The sequence below is a fragment of the Streptomyces sp. NPDC093252 genome (assembly GCF_040683675.1).
Classification (GTDB): Bacteria; Actinomycetota; Actinomycetes; order Streptomycetales; family Streptomycetaceae; genus Streptomyces.
In genome coordinates this window covers 60,172-77,544 of record NZ_JBFBEM010000011.1, presented here as the reverse complement: position 1 = coordinate 77,544, position 17,373 = coordinate 60,172, and the positions used below count along the sequence as shown (strand labels likewise).

The 17,373-nt window shown below is 73.9% G+C and carries 11 protein-coding genes; 6 read left to right on the top strand and 5 right to left on the bottom strand.

Features of this window, described 5'->3' with window-relative positions:
• Positions 1–33: 33 nt before the first annotated feature.
• From AB0O01_RS23235 to gabT, 4 genes are all read right to left on the bottom strand, one after another.
• Positions 34–486: a transcriptional repressor gene (locus AB0O01_RS23235; RefSeq protein WP_365316082.1), complete on the bottom strand. Its 453-nt coding sequence runs from the start codon at positions 484–486 to the stop codon at positions 34–36.
• Between the two features lie 82 nt (positions 487–568).
• Positions 569–1,432, bottom strand: coding sequence for an alpha/beta hydrolase (locus tag AB0O01_RS23230; RefSeq protein ID WP_365316080.1), 864 nt, complete (start codon positions 1,430–1,432; stop codon positions 569–571).
• Positions 1,433–1,570: 138 nt separating this feature from the next.
• Complete coding sequence (locus tag AB0O01_RS23225) at positions 1,571–2,449, bottom strand: hypothetical protein (protein ID WP_365316079.1); 879 nt, start codon at positions 2,447–2,449, stop codon at positions 1,571–1,573.
• Positions 2,450–3,241: 792 nt separating this feature from the next.
• A complete protein-coding gene (gene gabT, locus AB0O01_RS23220) occupies positions 3,242–4,576 on the bottom strand; it encodes a 4-aminobutyrate--2-oxoglutarate transaminase (protein WP_365316078.1) in 1,335 nt (444 codons plus the stop codon).
• A 552-nt stretch (positions 4,577–5,128) separates the two neighbouring features.
• Between gabT and AB0O01_RS23215 the strand changes: the two genes are divergently transcribed.
• The 4 genes from AB0O01_RS23215 (at position 5,129) to AB0O01_RS23200 (ending at position 14,039) form a co-directional block, all read left to right on the top strand.
• Positions 5,129–7,852, top strand: a complete 2,724-nt coding sequence (locus tag AB0O01_RS23215; protein ID WP_365316076.1) for an ATP/GTP-binding protein — start codon at positions 5,129–5,131, stop codon at positions 7,850–7,852.
• A 712-nt stretch (positions 7,853–8,564) separates the two neighbouring features.
• The gene (locus tag AB0O01_RS23210) at positions 8,565–10,106 is read left to right on the top strand and encodes a PucR family transcriptional regulator ligand-binding domain-containing protein (RefSeq protein ID WP_365316074.1); all 1,542 of its coding nucleotides are present in this window, start codon (positions 8,565–8,567) and stop codon (positions 10,104–10,106) included.
• Positions 10,107–10,416: 310 nt separating this feature from the next.
• Complete coding sequence (locus tag AB0O01_RS23205) at positions 10,417–11,880, top strand: aldehyde dehydrogenase family protein (RefSeq protein WP_365316072.1); 1,464 nt, start codon at positions 10,417–10,419, stop codon at positions 11,878–11,880.
• Between the two features lie 227 nt (positions 11,881–12,107).
• Complete coding sequence (locus AB0O01_RS23200) at positions 12,108–14,039, top strand: acyl-CoA dehydrogenase family protein (RefSeq protein ID WP_365316071.1); 1,932 nt, start codon at positions 12,108–12,110, stop codon at positions 14,037–14,039.
• 14 nt (positions 14,040–14,053) lie between these two features.
• On the opposite strand, the gene AB0O01_RS23195 is transcribed toward AB0O01_RS23200, so the two are convergent.
• Positions 14,054–14,515: a lamin tail domain-containing protein gene (locus tag AB0O01_RS23195; protein WP_365316070.1), complete on the bottom strand. Its 462-nt coding sequence runs from the start codon at positions 14,513–14,515 to the stop codon at positions 14,054–14,056.
• 196 nt (positions 14,516–14,711) lie between these two features.
• Here AB0O01_RS23195 and dxr point away from each other — a divergent pair, with 196 nt between their 5' ends.
• Both dxr and AB0O01_RS23185 read left to right on the top strand, forming a co-directional pair.
• On the top strand, positions 14,712–15,986 hold the full coding sequence (gene dxr, locus AB0O01_RS23190; RefSeq protein WP_365316068.1) for a 1-deoxy-D-xylulose-5-phosphate reductoisomerase: 1,275 nt from the start codon (positions 14,712–14,714) through the stop codon (positions 15,984–15,986).
• Positions 15,987–15,994: 8 nt separating this feature from the next.
• Entirely contained in the window at positions 15,995–17,287 is a 1,293-nt protein-coding gene (locus tag AB0O01_RS23185; RefSeq protein ID WP_365316427.1) for a site-2 protease family protein, read from the top strand.
• The last annotated feature ends 86 nt before the right edge of the window (positions 17,288–17,373 follow it).

Genomic DNA, 17,373 nt, shown 5'->3' with positions numbered 1-17,373 from the left:
GGCGGGGCCCTGCCCTCAGGGCCCTCAGAGCCCTCAGGGGGTGCGCGCGGTGGCGCCGAAGCGGCGGCAGTCGCCGCACACGCCCCACCAGGTGATCTCGGCCTCGTCCACGGTGAAGCCCTTGTCCTCGGCGAGATCCAGACAGGGCGCCCGGCCGACCGTGCAGTCCACGTCCTCGATCCGGCCGCAGCTCCGGCACACCAGATGATGGTGGTTGTCGCCGACGCGCAGCTCATAGCGGGCCGGTGAACCGGCCGGCTCGATACAGCGGATCAGCTCCGCCCGGGTGAGGTCCTCCAGCACGTTGTAGAGGCCCTGCCGGGACAGCCCGCCCGGGGCCGCCCGGCCCACCCCGATCCGCCCCTCGATCTCCGAGGCGGTGGAGTGCGGATTGCCCAGCAGCGCGGTCAGCACGGCGCGGCGCTGGGAGGTGCTGCGCAGGCCCTTCCTCCTCAGCAGATCACCGGCCAGCTCTTCCGTGTCCATCCTGTGCCCCACTTCGCCGCGGCCCTTTTGTCCTCAAGGATGCCCGCAAAATTGATTGTGTCAAATGTGAGGGCGTCCCAGGTCACACCGGACGCAGCAGGGCGGTGAGGATCTCCCGGGCATGGGTCCACGGCAGCGCCGTCCCCGCGTCCGCCAGGACCTCGCGCCGCGCCCCGGGGATCCGCGCGGCGAGACCGGCCCCGAGATCCGGCGAGTGGAAGGGGTTGCGGTCGCCCGCGCTGTACCAGAGCCGTACCGGGACCCGCAGCGCCGCCGGGTCGAACGGCCAGCGCCGCGCCGCCAGCACCGTCTCCCGCGCGTACCCCCGCGACCCCTGGAGGAACCCCTCCGCCAGCGCCTCCCGGTACGCCCGCCGGAACCCGGGGTCGCCGAAGACCCGCCGGTCGTGCTCCCCGGGCGCCCCGGTCACCACCTCGTACAGCGCCTCCGCGTCCGCCGCCCCGGCGAGCACCCGCTCCGCCCCGTCCGGATCACCGGCGGCCCGCCGGACCAGGAACTCGGCCTCCGGTTCGCGGGCACCGTCGAAGGCGGGGTGGGCGATCTCGTCCGTGCCCGACACCACCGCCACCCGGTCCACCAGCCCGGCGGCGGCGCAGGCCAGCGCGAAGGGGGCGCCGACCGAGTAGCCGACGGCGGCCGGGAAGCGGCGCAGTCCGCGCAGTTGGGCGAACGCGGCGAGGTCCGTCGCCCAGTCCGTCAGGGTCCACCCCGCCACCGCCTCCGACACCCCGAGCCCCGGCCGGTCCACGGTCACCAGCCGGACGCCGAGCGCGGTCACCGCGTCCGTGTCCAGGCCCAGCCGACGGCTCGTCGCCGACCCGGCGCACAGCAGCACCGGCGGCCCCGACTCCGGCCCCCACTCGGCCCAGCCGAGCCCCCGCCCGTCACCGAGCCGGACCCGCCCCAGCCGCTCGGGCGCCCGCACCGCCACCGCCCTGCCCGCCGGGGAGTAAGGGGAGGATGGGGAGGATGGGGAGGAGGGGGATCGGTCGGCCACGGCTCCTCCACGCCCTCGACGGTCCAAGATCCGCCCACCCTACCCTCGGGAGCGCGCAGACTGGACTCACTCCAATCTGATCTCGGGTCCGGGCAGCACCACCGCCCCCCGCTCCCGCCGCCGCTCCGGGATCTCGTACGGCGACTCCCAGTACGAGTGGGTGACCGCCGCCCACCAGATCTCGAAGTCGCCCGCCAGCTCACCCACCGTGCACTCCCGGGCCACCCGCATCGTCGCCCGCTCGTCCCACCGGCAGCTCAGCCGCCCCGGCCGGGCCTCCCGGGCCAGCGCCTTCAACCGCCGCTCCAGGCCCATCGCCGTCAGCGGTTCCGGCGAGCCGCCCACCGGGGCGCCCGGCCGGGCCGCGGGCTGGATGTCGTACCGGAACACCCAGACCTCGCGGGAGCCGCCGTACTCGGTCAGGGTCCAGCCCCACACCAACTGCGCGGCCACCGCCAGATGGCGCCGGGACTGCTCCCGGCGCCGCTCCCGGTCCCGTTCGGCCCGCTCCCGCCAGCGCCGGTTCAGCTCCTGCTGCCTGCGCCGCCGCTCGGTCTGCTCGGCGGTCCGGCGCCGCTCGATCTCCGCGATCACCGGCCGGTACGCCCGGACCGCGCCGCCCAGCACCGCGCGGCAGTGCGCCGCGGCCAGCGTCCGGCGCCGGGTGCCGCCGGGCAGGAAGCGGTTGCGCAGGCTGTACTGCGCGGCGGCCCGGCGGCGCTCCGCGGCCACCACCGTCTCCTGGAAGCGCCGGGTGGCCGCCCGCCACGCCGCGTGCTCGTCCGGTGTCGCCGCGACCGAGTCCGCCGGACCCCAGTCGATCGCGCCCGGGGGTCCGTCGGTGAGGCGGGCGTACATCGCGTCGGCGGCCTCCCCGAAGCTGCCGCCGACCTGGTGCGCCAGTTCCCGCAGGACAACGCGGCCACTCGCAGACGTCCCGGACATCGCTGGGTCTCCCTCCCGACAAGGTCACCGCCCGACAGACTCACGACCTCACAGGATCGAGCGCCCGGTACCCGCCGGGGAAGGGGCGGACGGGCGGCGCACAGGGGGTGGGGGCCGGGGCATGGCGGGGGAGCAGGCGGGTGACGAGGTCCGGGCGCCAGAGGTCTGGACCCCGGTCCCGCGGCGGTCCGGACATGCCGGAAGGGCCGACGCAAAGGGGGGTATGCGTCGGCCCTTCCAGGGCGTGCCGTCCGGGGGCGACCTCCGCGCGCCGCTCACGCGGGCGGCGGTGGTGGTTCCGCGTCGGCCGTCCGGAACCGGATCGTCGCACGCCCCGGGGGGTGTGGGGCGGGCGACCGTCCGATCCTGAGGAGAATCCGGAGCCGGAGGGCCCCGGGTGTGTGCGCGAGGCACGACCAGGTCGAAGCGGGGGAGGCCCCGGCCTGATACCGCCCACAGTGCCCTGTGGCCGGGTGTATCTCTCATCCGCGATGAACCTACGGCAGCGGGTCCGGCGAGGACACCCCGATCCGCCTCCCGCCATCCACCCCGCACACTCTCTTCACACGCTCTGCCGCAGGCCGCAGGCCGCAGGCGGCAGGTCGCTGACCGTGCCGGACGCGCCCGGGACCCACCCCGGACGCGCCTCGAACGCTTCAGACGGCTCAGACGCCCCGAACGCCCCGAACGCCTGGGACAGCTCAGATACCCCGGACGCCCCGGACGGGCTCAGATGCCCCGGATACCCCCGACGACTCAGACGCCCCGGACGGCCCATCCATCCCCGATGGCTCAGATCCGGGCGAACGCCTGCTCGATGATGTCCAGGCCCTCGGTGAGCAGGTCGTCGCCGATGACCAGCGGCGGCAGGAAGCGCAGCACATTGCCGTAGGTGCCACAGGTCAGGACCAGCAGCCCCTCGGCGTGGCACGCCTTGGCCAGCGCGGCGGTCGCCTCCGGGTTCGGCTCCTTGGTCGCCCGGTCCTTGACCAGCTCGATCGCGATCATCGCGCCCCGGCCCCGGACATCGCCGATGATGTCGAACTTCTCGGCCATGGCGGTGAGCCGCCCCTTCATGACCTCCTCGATGTGCCGGGCGGCGGCGTTGAGGTCCAGCTCCTTCATGGTCTCGATGGACCCGAGCGCGCCCGCGCAGGCCACCGGGTTGCCGCCGTAGGTGCCGCCGAGGCCGCCCGCGTGGGCCGCGTCCATGATCTCGGCGCGCCCGGTGACCGCCGCCAGCGGCAGCCCGCCCGCGATGCCCTTGGCAGTGGTGATCAGGTCCGGGACGATCCCCTCGTCCTCGCACGCGAACCACTGGCCGGTCCGGCAGAACCCGGACTGGATCTCGTCGGCGACGAAGACGATCCCGTTGTCGTTGGCGTACTGCACGATCGCCGGGAGGAAGCCCTTGGCGGGCTCGATGAAGCCGCCCTCGCCGAGCACCGGCTCGATGATGATCGCCGCGATGTTGTCCGCGCCGACCTGCTTGGACATCTCGTCGATGGCCTGCGCGGCGGCCTCGGCGCCGGCGTTCTCGGCACCGGTCGGCCAGCGGTAGCCGTAGGCCACCGGCACCCGGTAGACCTCGGGCGCGAACGGCCCGAAGCCGTGCTTGTAGGGCATGTTCTTGGCGGTCAGCGCCATGGTGAGGTTGGTCCGGCCGTGGTAGCCGTGGTCGAAGACCACGACCGCCTGCCGCTTGGTGTACGCGCGGGCGATCTTCACCGCGTTCTCCACGGCCTCGGCGCCCGAGTTGAACAGCGCGGTCTTCTTGGCGTGGTCGCCCGGCGTCAGCTCGGCGAGCGCCTCGGCGACCTCGACGTACCCCTCGTAGGGGGTGACCATGAAACAGGTGTGGGTGAAGTCGGCGAGCTGGGCGGAGGCCCGGCGGACGACGGCCTCGGCGGAGGCGCCGACCGAGGTCACCGCGATCCCGGAGCCGAAGTCGATCAGCCGGTTGCCGTCGACGTCCTCGATGATCCCGCCGCCCGCGCGCGCGGTGAACACCGGCAGCACGGAGCCGACGCCCTGCGCCACCGCCGCGGTACGGCGGGCCTGAAGCTCCTGCGACTTCGGGCCGGGAATGGCGGTGACGACGCGGCGCTCCTGCGGGACTGCGGTCATGGGGGCTCCCTGTGATCGTGCGGTGGCCTGCGGCCGTGCGGTGGCCTGCGGTCTTGCGGGCGGTGTGGTGGGTCGTGCCGCGGTGGTCCCGCGGCGCTGCGGGCCGACGGCGCCGGTGTGCGGCTCGGACGCCCGGGTGCTGTTTCTCGCAGGCTAGGTGGGGGAGCGGGGGGTGGGCATGCTCCATGTGGGCGTTTTCGGCGAGCCGCGTTGTCCGCCGTGGACATACCCGGGACCGGGACCCGTCCGGGACGCGTGGCCGGACCCGGCCGTGTATGCGGTGAACTCCCCTTGCGGGCGCGTTAGATTGACTCGCCGACGGTGCACGCAACCGCTGGGAACGGCTGGTCAGGGGGCAGAACGATGGACAGCGACGGGACGCAGGACACCCGGGGCACGCACGCCGACCCCGTACCCCGCCCGGCGACACCGGGGGATGCGTACGGGTCGCCGGGTCCCGGGGGGGCCCGGGGTGCGTACGGGTCGCCGGGTCCTGGGGTGTCCCCGGACGCGCACGTGCCGCCGGGTCCTGGGGCTGCTCCGGACGCGCACGTGCCGCCGCCCGGCCCCGGGGTCCCCCCGGACGCGTACGGGGTCCCGGGTCCCGGGGTTGCCCCGGACCCCTACGGGCCGCCTGGCCCCGGGGTTCCCCCGGACGCGTACGGGCCGCCCGGCCCCGAGGATCTCCCGGACGCGTACGGGCCGGGTCCCGAGGTTCCCCCGAGCAGCCACGGTCCCGGCCCCGGATTCCCCTCGGGCACTCATGGCGGTCCCGGCCCTGGCGGTCCCGGCTCCGCAAGTTCCCCGGACGCCCCCCACCCCGGCCCCGGAATCCCACCGGTCGCCCACAGGCCCGCCCCCGGCCCCGGAATCCCCCCCGACCCCTACGGGTCACCGGTCCCCGGCATCCCCCCGACCCCCCCTCACCCCATCCCCCAGATCCCGCCCCGGCCGCAGGCCGCCCCCCACGGCACCCCGCCCCACCCCGGTACCCCGCCGGGGCGCACCCCCGTCGCCGAGTGGCTGGACACCCCCCGGCCCGCCGTCCGCCCCGGCGTCTGGCGGTTCGGGTACCGGCCGCCCCAGGAGGACGCGGGCACCGAGCGGCTCGCGCCGATCACCGTCGTCGGGCTGCTGATCCCGTTCGTCGTCGGGCTGCTCCTCTGGTCGCTGTGGCGGCAGGGCGGCATCCCCTATCAGTTCGCCCCGCTGCGCCTGGTCACCCCGGACGACTGGTGGTGGGGCGGCACCCTCGCCTCCCCGCAGGGCATGGAGGGCGCCGAGGCCCGCGTGGTCTACGACGGCGTCTTCTTCGCCGCCCTCGTCGTCGCCATGGGCCGCCTCGGGAGCTGGTCCGAGGTCGTCCGGTACTCCCTCGGGCGCCGCCCGCAGCCCGCCCGCGCGCTGCTCGCCCTCCTGGCCGCCCTGATCGCGCTGAGCCTCGTCTTCCCGGACGCCTTCCCCGGCGTCGGCTGGAACCCGCTGCCCGTGGTCGCCCCCCTGTTCTCCCTGACCGTGCTGATCTCCGGCGGCTACGACCTCTTCACCTCCCAGCTCTTCGTCGACTCCGTCTACGGCCTGATCACCCTGCTGGTCGTCCTCCCCTTCGCCCGCGTCGGCGGCTGGCTGCCCTACGCCCGCGCCCTGCTCGACGCCCGCCGCGCCGGGCGGACCCGCCCCGCCGCCGGACCCGCCGAGCCGCCCCGCTCGCAGTGGCCCGCGCTGCGCGAGGCCGGCCGGCACCAGGCCGCCGATCTGCTCACCGCCGAGGTCCTCACCGGCCGGATGAACGACGTCGACTGCGCCCGCGTCGACCGCGCCTGGCGCGACGCCCGGCACGACGGCGCCCGCCTCGCCGCGTTCACCGACACCGTGCTGCGCCAGGGCGCCGCCGCCTGGGTCCACCCCTCCGGTGCCCGCGACCTGCCCACCCGTACCGCCGTCCACGACCCCCTCGCCGGGCAGGTCCGCATCGGCCGCTGGACCACCGGTGACCGGGTCCCGGCCGCCCACCGGGGCGCGGGCGCCGCCCTCGGCCCGGCGGTGCTGGCGACGTCCCTGCTGGCCATCGGCCCGTCCGGCGCGGGCAAGACCCGCCGGCTGATCGCACCGGTCGTCGAGTCCCTCGCCCTCACCGCGCTCACCGGCGGCGCCTCGGTCGTCGCCGTCACCGCCACCGGCACCCCCCTCGGCCCGGACAGCGCGTACGACGTCGTCGTCCGGCTCGGCGACCCCGCCTCCGTGCACGACCTCGACCCCTACGCCGAGGCCGACGACCCCGACGAGGCCGCCGCGATCCTCGCCGAGGCGCTGATCGGGGACGTCGAGCAGGTCGGCCACCAGAGCGCCCACACCGCCCTCGCCCAGCTCCTCGGCCCCTACCGCGCGGTGCACGGCCGTTTCCCGCCGCTGCCGGTGCTGCGCGCGCTGCTGGAGGGCGACCCGGGCGCCCTGACCGCGCTGCGGGACGCCCTCACCGGCGAGCGGCACACCGTGATGCGCCGCGAACTGGAGGCCCGGCTGCGCCAGCACGGCACCGCCGCCGACACCGGCCCCGCCCTCGCCGACCGGCTCGCCCTCCTCGACCGCCCCGCCTTCGCGGACTTCTTCACCGGCTCGGCCGCCCCCTCCGCCCCCCGCCCGTTCTCGCTGCGGGCCGTCGCCCACCACCCCCTCCGGGTCCGGATCGACCTCCCCGCGCACGGCCACGAGGAGGCGTCCCGGCTGCTCACCCGGCTGATCCTGGCCCAGTTCACGGCCGTCGTACGGGACGCGGGGCGCCGCCCGCACTTCGCCGCGCTGGTCCTGGACGACGCCACCGGCACGATCACCGCCGAGTCGCTGCGCCGCGTGCAGCGGCTGCGGTCGCAGAACGCCGGGGCCGTCCTGGCGCTGCGCACGGTGGGCGACGTACCGGAGGCGCTGCACGGCCCGCTGTTCGCGGCCGTCGGCTGCCGGATGGCGTTCTCCGGGGTGACCACCTGGGACGGCGGCCGGTTCGCGCAGGCGTGGGGCACCGAGTGGGTGGAGACCCGCGAGGTCGCCCAGCACACCGTCTTCGCCGACCAGCCCATGACCCGCGCGATCCACGCCCTGCGCAAACTGGTCACCGGCAAGGCCGTCACCACCGACGCGGTCACCGTCCGCCAGGTCGAGCGCGAACGCTGGTCCGCCTCCCAGCTCGCCCACGACCTGCCCCCCGGCCACGCGGTCCTCTCCCTCACCGACACCCACGGCGACCACACCCCCCCGACCCTCCTGGAACTGAGCTCGTAGCCCCCACCGGACCGGCCGATACGCCCCCCACTCGACCGGGCGATGCACCCGCGCCCTTGACCGGCCGATGCATCCGCGCCCCCGGCGGGCCCGTGCACCGGCCCGCCGGACCGGCCGATGCGCCCGCCCGCCGGACCGGCCCGTGCGCCCGCGCTCCCGACGGGCCGATGCATCCGCGCCCCCGACGGGCCTGTGCGTCCGCCCGCCGGGCCAGCCGATGTGCCCCCCCACCCGACCGGCCCGTGCGCCCGCGCCCCTGACCGGCCGATGCATCCGTACCCCCGACCGGCCCACGCGCCCGCCTGCCGGACCGGGCGATGCGCCCGCGCCCCTGACCGGCGATGCGTCCGAGCCCTCGACGGGCCGGTGCGTCCGCCCGCCAGACCGGCCGATGCGCCCTCACCCGACCGGCCCATGCCCCCGCGCCCCGACCGACCGATGCACCCGCCCCCCGACCGGCCAACGCGCGCCCGCCCACCCGGCCAGCCCATGCGCCTCCCACCCGGCCAGCCCATGCGCCCCCCACCCCACCCCCCAAGCACCCCCCACCCGACCGGCCAATGCGGCAGAATCGAAGAAGACCGTTCATACAAGACGGCCAATCGACCCGCAGACGGCCGCCGCCGCCGACCGAACCGCGCCCCGCGCCCCCGCCCCGCGCCCCCGCCCCGCACCCCGGCGGTGGCCGACCGACCCGAAGGCCCAGCCCCCTATGCCGCCCACGCTCGCCTCACTCGCCCACCACTCCGCGCTCCGGCTGACCGTGCGGGCGGGGCAGGACAAGCTGGACGTCCCCGTGCGCTGGGCCCATGTCAGCGAGCTGACCGACCCCGTGCCGTACATGGAGGGCGGTGAGCTGCTGCTCACCACCGCGCTCACCCTGGACGCCGAGAACCCGCAGGCCATGACCCGCTATGTCCGGCGCCTGGTGGACGCGGGCGTGGTCGGCCTCGGCTTCGCGGTCGGCGTCAACTACGACGACCTCCCCGCCGCCCTCCTCGACGCCGCCGAGAGCGAGGGCCTCCCCCTCCTGGAGGTGCCCCGCCGCACCCCCTTCCTGGCGATCACCAAGGCCGTCTCCGCCGCCATCGCCGCCGACCAGTACCGCGCGGTCACCGCGGGCTTCGCCGCCCAGCGCGAACTGACCCGGCAGGCCCTGTCCGACGGCCCGGAGGGGCTGCTCACCGCGCTCGCCGCCCAGCTCGACGGCTGGGCCGCGCTCTACGACGCCTCGGGCGCCGTCGTCGCCGCGGCCCCGGAGTGGGCGGCCCGCCGGGCGGCCCGGCTGACGGCCGACGTCGAGAAGCTGCGCGACCGCCCGCCCCCCGCCAGCGTCGTCGTCGGCGGCCCCGACCACGACGACCGCGTCGAACTCCACTCCCTCGGCACCGGCCGCCGCCCCCGCTCCGCCCTCGCCGTCGGCACCGCGGGCGCCCTCGGCACCGCCGAGCGCTACGCCCTGCACTCCGCCGTCGCCCTCCTCACCCTCACCACCGAGCGCTCCCGCTCCCTGCACGCGGCGGAGCAGCGCATCGGCACGGCGGTCCTGCGCATGCTCCTCGCCGGGGAACCCGAGCACGCCCGCACCGTCGCCGGCGACCTCTACGGCTCCCTCCTCGACGCCCCCTTCCGCCTCCTCCTCGCCGAGGGCCCGGCAACCAACGACACCCTCCCCGAACTCCTGGAGTCGGCCGCCGCCCGCGCCGGGGAGTCGATCCTCGTGGTCCCCGACGGCGACCGCCTGGTCGTCCTGGCGGCGGACGGGGGAGCGGCGACGGCCGCGTGCGCGGACCGCGAACCGGGCCCCGACGACGACCCCCTCACCGCGATCGGCGTCTCCGCCCCCGCAGGCCCGATCACCGTCCCCACCGCCTACAAGCAGGCCGAACAGGCCCTCTCCGTCGCCCGCCGCCGGGGCCGCCCCCTGGTCGAGCACGACCAACTGGCCGCGGGCTCGGTCCTCCCCCTCCTCGCCGACGACGCCGTCCGCGCCTTCGCCGACGGTCTGCTGCGCCCCCTCCACGACCACGACGCCACCGGCCGCGGCGACCTGGTCGCCTCTCTGCGCGCCTGGCTCTCCCACCACGGCCAGTGGGACGCCGCAGCCGCGGACCTCGGCGTCCACCGCCACACCCTCCGCTACCGAATGCGCCGAGTGGAAGAGATCCTCACCCGCTCCCTGGACGACCCGGACGTCCGCATGGAGCTATGGCTGGCCCTCAAGGCAACCCCACCCGACGATCACCCTCGGTGACGGACGACCAACCCCGGTGACTCTCCGAGAATCGCCAAGGGCCAAGGCTTTCAGGGGCGCGGGGAACTGCGCGCCCAGCCCCCACGCACCCGCACCCACCCCCTCACCCCAACTCACCCCCTCACCCCAACCCCTCCCCCCAACCGACTCCACCCCTCACCTCTCACCCCACCCCAAACCCTCCCCCCACTAATACGACAATCAGGCAAACCCCCACCCCCCACCACTACACAACGTCCACCCACCCCCCACCCCACCCCACCCCTACCGTGGAACCCCACCGCACACCCACGGAGAGGCCAGCCCACCCATGACCCCCGACCCCACCCCCACCCCCGTCACCCCCTTCTGGCTGGCCGGCCGCAAGGCCACCGGCGACGCCACCTTCCCCGTCACCTCCCCGTGGGACAACCGCACCGTCGGCACCGTCAGCGTCCCCACCGACGCCCAGACCGAAGAGGCCGTAGCCGCCGCCCACGCCGTCCGCGAGGACTTCGCCGCGACCCCGGCCCACCTCCGCGCCGCCGCCCTGGACCACGTCAGCCGCGGCCTCGCCGCCCGCGCCGAGGAGATCGCCGAACTGATCTCCGCCGAGAACGGCAAGCCCATCAAGTGGGCCCGCGGAGAGGTCGGCCGCGCGGTCTCGGTCTTCCGGTTCGCCGCCGAGGAGGCCCGCCGCTTCAACGGCGGAGACGCCCAGCGCCTGGACACCGACGCCGGAGGCGCCGGCCGCCTCGCCCTCACCCGCCGCTTCCCCAAGGGCGTCGTCCTCGGTATCGCGCCCTTCAACTTCCCGCTCAACCTCTGCGCCCACAAGATCGCCCCCGCCATCGCCGCGGGCGTCCCGATCATCCTCAAGCCCGCCCCGGCCACCCCCCTCTCGGGCCTGATCCTGGGCGAACTCCTCGCCGAGACCGACCTCCCGGCCGGCTCCTGGAGCATCCTCCCGGTCCCGAACGACCGGATGCCCGCCCTCGTCCAGGACGAGCGCCTCCCCGTGATCTCCTTCACCGGCTCCGAGAAGGTCGGTTACGCGATCATGGACTCGGTGCCCCGCAAGCACTGCACCCTGGAACTGGGCGGCAACGGCGCCGCCGTGGTCCTCGCCGACTACGCCTCCGACGCCGACCTCGACTGGGCCGCGACCCGCATCGCGACCTTCTCCAACTACCAGGGCGGCCAGTCCTGCATCTCCGTGCAGCGCGTGATCGCCGACGCCGCCGTCTACGACCGGCTGCTCCCGAGGATCGTCGCCGCCGTCGAGGCCCAGGTCACCGGCGACCCCGCCGACGCCACCACCGATGTCGGCCCGCTGGTCAGCGAGGACGCCGCCCGGCGCGTCGAATCCTGGGTCGACGAGGCCGTGCAGAAGGGCGCCCGCCTCCTCACCGGCGGCGCGCGCGACGGCGCCTCCTACGCCCCGACCGTCCTCACCGACGTCCCCGCCGACGCCACCCTCGCCTGCGAGGAGATCTTCGGCCCGGTCCTCACGGTCCAGAAGGTCGACGGCGAGGCGGCGGCGTTCGCGGCCGTCAACTCCTCCAAGTACGGCCTCCAGGCGGGCGTCTTCACCCATGACGTCCAGACCGCGTTCCGCGCCCACCGCGCCCTGGAAGTGGGCGGCGTGATCATCGGCGACGTCCCGTCCTACCGCGCCGACCAGATGCCGTACGGCGGTGCCAAGCTCTCCGGCGTCGGCCGCGAGGGCGTGCGCTACGCGATGGACGACTACACCTACGAGCGCGTCCTCGTCCTCACCGGCCTGGCCCTCTGAGCCCAGGACCGCCCCACGGCCGGAGCCCACTGTGCGGGGGCTCCGGCCGTACCCACACCCGCACACCCCCCACGCCCCCGTGCGCACCCCCGATGCGCACCCCCCGGACGGCCGAACGGCCGCGCGTGGTGTGGTCGCCGCCCCCTGGATTCCGGTACATACGAACGGGTAACACCCGTCGGTAACCGCAGGGCCCTCAGATCCCGATCCGCGGCGAGGTGAGCGTCATGACCGCACCCCCCACCCAGCCCAGCGTCTCCGAGCGCGAGGCCCGCCGAGTGGCGGAGGCCGCCCGGGAACGGGACTGGCACCGGCCCAGCTTCGCCAGGGAACTCTTCCTCGGCCGCTTCCGCCTCGACCTGATCCACCCCCACCCCCTCCCCACCCCGGAGGACACCACCCGCGGCGAGACCTTCCTCACCGCCCTCCGCGACTTCTGCGAGCACCGCGTCGACCCGGCGCGCATCGAGCGCGACGCCCGCATCCCCGACGAGGTCGTCACCGGCCTCAAGGAACTCGGCGCGCTCGGCATGAAGATCGACCCCGAGTACGGCGGCCTCGGCCTCACGCAGGTCCACTACAACAAGGCCCTCGCCCTGGTCGGCTCCACCAGCCCGGCCCTGGGCGCGCTGCTCTCCGCCCACCAGTCGATCGGCGTACCGCAGCCGCTGAAGCTCTTCGGCACGCAGGAGCAGAAGGACACCTTCCTGCCCCGCTGCGCCCGCAGCGCGATCTCGGCGTTCCTGCTCACCGAGCCCGACGTGGGCTCCGACCCCGCCCGGCTGGCCACCACCGCCGTCCCGGACGGCGACGACTATCTCCTGGACGGCGTGAAGCTCTGGACCACCAACGGGGTGATCGCCGACCTCCTGGTCGTCATGGCCCGGGTGCCGAAGTCGGAGGGACACAAGGGCGGGATCACCGCGTTCGTCGTGGAGGCCGACTCGCCCGGCATCACCGTGGAGCACCGCAACGCCTTCATGGGCCTGCGCGGCATCGAGAACGGCGTCACCCGCTTCCACCGGGTCAGGGTCCCGGCGGCGCACCGCATCGGCCCGGAGGGCGCGGGCCTCAAGATCGCCCTCACCACCCTCAACACCGGCCGGCTCTCGCTGCCCGCGATGTGTGTCGGCGCGGGCAAATGGTGTCTGAAAATCGCCCGTGAATGGTCGGCGGCCCGGGAGCAGTGGGGCAAGCCGGTCGCCCTCCACGAGGCCGTCGGCGCCAAGATCAGCTTTATCGCGGCCACCACCTTCGCCCTGGAGGCGGTCCTCGACCTGTCCTCCCAGCTCGCCGACGAGGACCGCAACGACATCCGCATCGAAGCCGCCCTCGCCAAGCTCTACGGCTCCGAGATGGCCTGCCGGATCGCCGACGAACTGGTCCAGATCCGCGGCGGCCGGGGCTTCGAGACCGCCGAGTCCCTCAAGGCCCGCGGCGAACGGGCGGTCCCCGCCGAGCAGATCCTGCGCGACCTGCGCATCAACCGCATCTTCGAGGGCTCCACGGAGATCATGCACCTCCTCATCGCCCGCGAGGCGGTGGACGCCCACCTCTCCGTGGCCGGCGATCTGATCGACCCCGACACATCCCTCCAGGACAAGGCGAGGGCAGGCGCGCACGCGGGCGCCTTCTACGCCAGATGGCTCCCGAAACTGATCACCGGACCCGGCCAACTCCCCACCTCATACGGCGAGTTCAAGCACACCACCGACCTCTCCGGCCATCTCCGCTTCGTCGAACGCGCCTCCCGCAGACTGGCCCGCTCCACCTTCTACGCCATGTCCCGCTGGCAGGGCCGACTGGAGACCAAGCAGGGCTTCCTGGGCCGGATCGTGGACATCGGCGCCGAACTCTTCGCGATGAGCGCGGCCTGCGTCCGCGCCGAACTCCTGCGCCGCCAGGGCGACCACGGCCCCGAGTCCTACCAACTGGCCGACACCTTCTGCCGCCAGTCCCGCATCCGCGTGGAGGAACTCTTCACCCGCCTGTGGACCAACACGGACGACCAGGACCGCACGATGGTGAAGGCGGTCCTGGCCGGTAGGCACGAGTGGCTGGAGCAGGGAATCACAGACCCCTCAGGAGACGGCCCGTGGATCGCGGACGCAACCCCGGGCCCGTCAACGAAAGAGAACGTTCACCGAAAAATCAGGTGAGCGCCGACATCCTCCTAGCACTTCTTGTCACTGGCATCCCGAGTGGTCCAGGAACAAGAATCCACCTTGGACCCGTTCGCCTTCGTCAGCGTCGCCGTGTCACTGGTGTTGTTCCAGACGTACGCCCGCCGGTCCTGGTACTTGTTCGCCGACGTGTCGTCCCCCGACCCCGTCCGGATCTTCATCGTCTTCCCCGCACCGATCTTGATGTTGGCGAAGACGTACTTGTGGTTGGACTTGTCCTTCAGCACCCACCCCTTCAGCGAGATCGCCGAGCGGCTGGTGTTCTTGATCTCGGCCCACTCCCCGTTGAGGCTGGAGTTGGAGCCGGTGTCCGAACCGGGGCTGTCGAACCAGACCCGGTTCAGCACCACACCTCCGGCCGCCTGCGCCGGGCTGGTCAGCAGGGTGCCGGTGAGGACGGCCGCGCCCGTGAGGGCGAGGGCGGGCATGGTCAGAGCGGCGCGTATGCGCATGGAGAGATCCCCCCAAGGATGTCGTCCAGGAAAACGCGGAGCCGGACATCGGTCCACCGGCCCGCGGGACAGAAGTCGTATCACACGATCTTCACCCCTACTTCACAATGCGTGATTTCCGGGCAGGTACCGCAGCACACCGCCTCCCGGGGGACGCACTGTCCGGGCGGGCCGCCGATGCGGCAAGAATGGGGGGATGAGCGACAGTCCAGCCCGCCCCCTCGCCGACCCGCACCTCGTCTACGACCCCGTCGCGGGAACCGGCCCCAAGGACGTGGCGATCCTCGGCTCCACCGGCTCGATCGGCACCCAGGCCATCGACCTCGTACTGCGCAACCCCGACCGCTTCCAGGTCACCGCGCTCTCCGCGAACGGCACCCGCGCCGAGCTGCTCGCCGAGCAGGCCCACCGCACCGGCGCCCGGACCGTCGCGGTCGCCCTCCCGGACGCCGTACCGGACCTGAGGGCCGCCCTGAGCGCCCGCTACGGGCCCGGCCAGCCGCAGCCCGAGATCCTCGCCGGACCGGACGCGGCCACCCAGCTCGCCGCCTCCGACTGCCACACCGTGCTCAACGGCATCACCGGCTCCATCGGACTCGCGCCGACCCTCGCCGCCCTGGAGGCGGGCCGCACCCTCGCGCTCGCCAACAAGGAGTCGCTCATCGTCGGCGGCCCGCTGGTCAAGGCGCTGGCCCGGCCCGGCCAGATCATCCCGGTGGACTCCGAGCACGCGGCCCTCTTCCAGGCCCTCGCCGCCGGTACCCGCGCCGATGTCCGCAAGCTGGTCGTCACCGCCTCCGGCGGCCCCTTCCGCGGCCGGACCCGGGCCGAGCTGGCCCATGTCACCGTCGCCGACGCCCTCGCCCACCCCACCTGGGCCATGGGACCGGTGATCACCATCAACTCCGCGACCCTGGTCAACAAGGGCCTGGAGGTCATCGAGGCGCACCTCCTCTACGACATCCCCTTCGACCGCATCGAGGTGGTCGTGCATCCGCAGTCGTACGTCCACTCCATGGTCGAGTTCACCGACGGCTCCACCCTCGCCCAGGCGACGCCCCCCGATATGCGCGGCCCGATCGCCATCGGGCTGGGCTGGCCCGAACGGGTGCCGGACGCGGCCCCCGCCTTCGACTGGACCAAGGCGTCCACCTGGGAGTTCTTCCCCCTGGACACCGAGGCGTTCCCCTCGGTGGGCCTCGCCCGGCACGTCGGTACGCTCGCGGGCACCGCCCCGGCGGTGTTCAATGCCGCCAACGAGGAGTGCGTCGAGGCGTTCCGCCGGGGCGCGCTGCCCTTCAACGGCATCATGGACACCGTCACCCGGGTGGTCGAGGAACACGGCACCCCGGTGCCGGGAACTTCGCTGACCGTGTCGGACGTCCTCGAAGCGGAGAGCTGGGCACGCGCCCGTTCCCGGGAACTGACGGCACAGACGGCACAGAAAGCCACCGCGGAGGCCCGTGCATGACGACCCTGATGATGATCCTCGGCATAGTCGTGTTCGCGGTCGGCCTGCTGATCTCGATCGCCTGGCACGAGCTGGGGCATCTCTCCACCGCCAAGCTCTTCGGCATCCGGGTGCCGCAGTACATGGTCGGCTTCGGCCCGACCCTCTGGTCCCGCCGCCGCGGTGAGACCGAGTACGGCATCAAGGCCATCCCCCTCGGCGGCTACATCCGCATGATCGGCATGTTCCCGCCCGGCCCGGACGGCAGGATCGAGGCCCGCTCCACCTCCCCGTGGCGCGGCATGATCGAGGACGCCCGCTCGGCCGCCTTCGAGGAGCTGAAGCCGGGCGACGAGACCCGCCTCTTCTACACGCGCAAGCCGTGGAAGCGGGTCATCGTGATGTTCGCGGGCCCCTTCATGAACCTGATCCTGGCGGTGGCGCTCTTCCTCACCGTCCTGATGGGCTTCGGCATCTCCCAGCAGACCACCACCGTCTCCTCGGTCTCCGAGTGCGTCATCGCGCAGAGCGAGAACCGCGACACCTGCCGTGACTCCGACGCCCCGGCCCCGGCCGCCGCCGCCGGACTCAAGGCCGGCGACAAGATCGTCTCCTTCGACGGCGTCCGCACCGACGACTGGAACGAACTGTCGGACCTGATCCGCGCCAACCCCGGCAAGGAGGTCCCGATCGTCGTCGACCGCGACGGCCAGGACGTCACCCTCCACGCCACCATCGCCACCAACCAGGTCGCCCGGAAGGACTCCAGCGGCCAGATCGTCCAGGGCGAGTACGTCAGCGCGGGCTTCCTCGGCTTCAGCGCCGCCACCGGCATCGTCCGCCAGGACTTCGGCGACTCGGTGGTCTGGATGGGCGAGCGCGTCGGGGACGCCGTGGACTCCCTCGCCGCCCTCCCGTCCAAGATCCCGGCCCTGTGGGACGCCGCCTTCGGCGACGGCGAGCGCGAGGCGGACTCCCCGATGGGCGTGGTCGGCGCGGCCCGCGTCGGCGGCGAGATCTTCACCCTGGACATCCCGCCCACCCAGCAGCTCGCCATGGCCCTGATGCTGGTCGCGGGCTTCAACCTCTCCCTCTTCCTCTTCAATATGCTCCCGCTGCTCCCGCTCGACGGCGGGCACATCGCGGGCGCCCTGTGGGAGTCGCTGCGCCGCCATCTGGCCCGGCTGCTGCGCCGCCCGGACCCCGGTCCGTTCGATGTGGCCAAGCTGATGCCGGTGGCCTATGTGGTGGCCGGGATCTTCATCTGCTTCACGGTCCTGGTGCTGATCGCGGACGTCGTCAACCCGGTCAGAATCTCCTAGCCACCCCTCCTTCACGGCGGCCGGTGCCCGAACGGGTGTCCGGCCGCCCGCCATGGGCGGGGTTTACCCGATGAATGTGCCCGGCG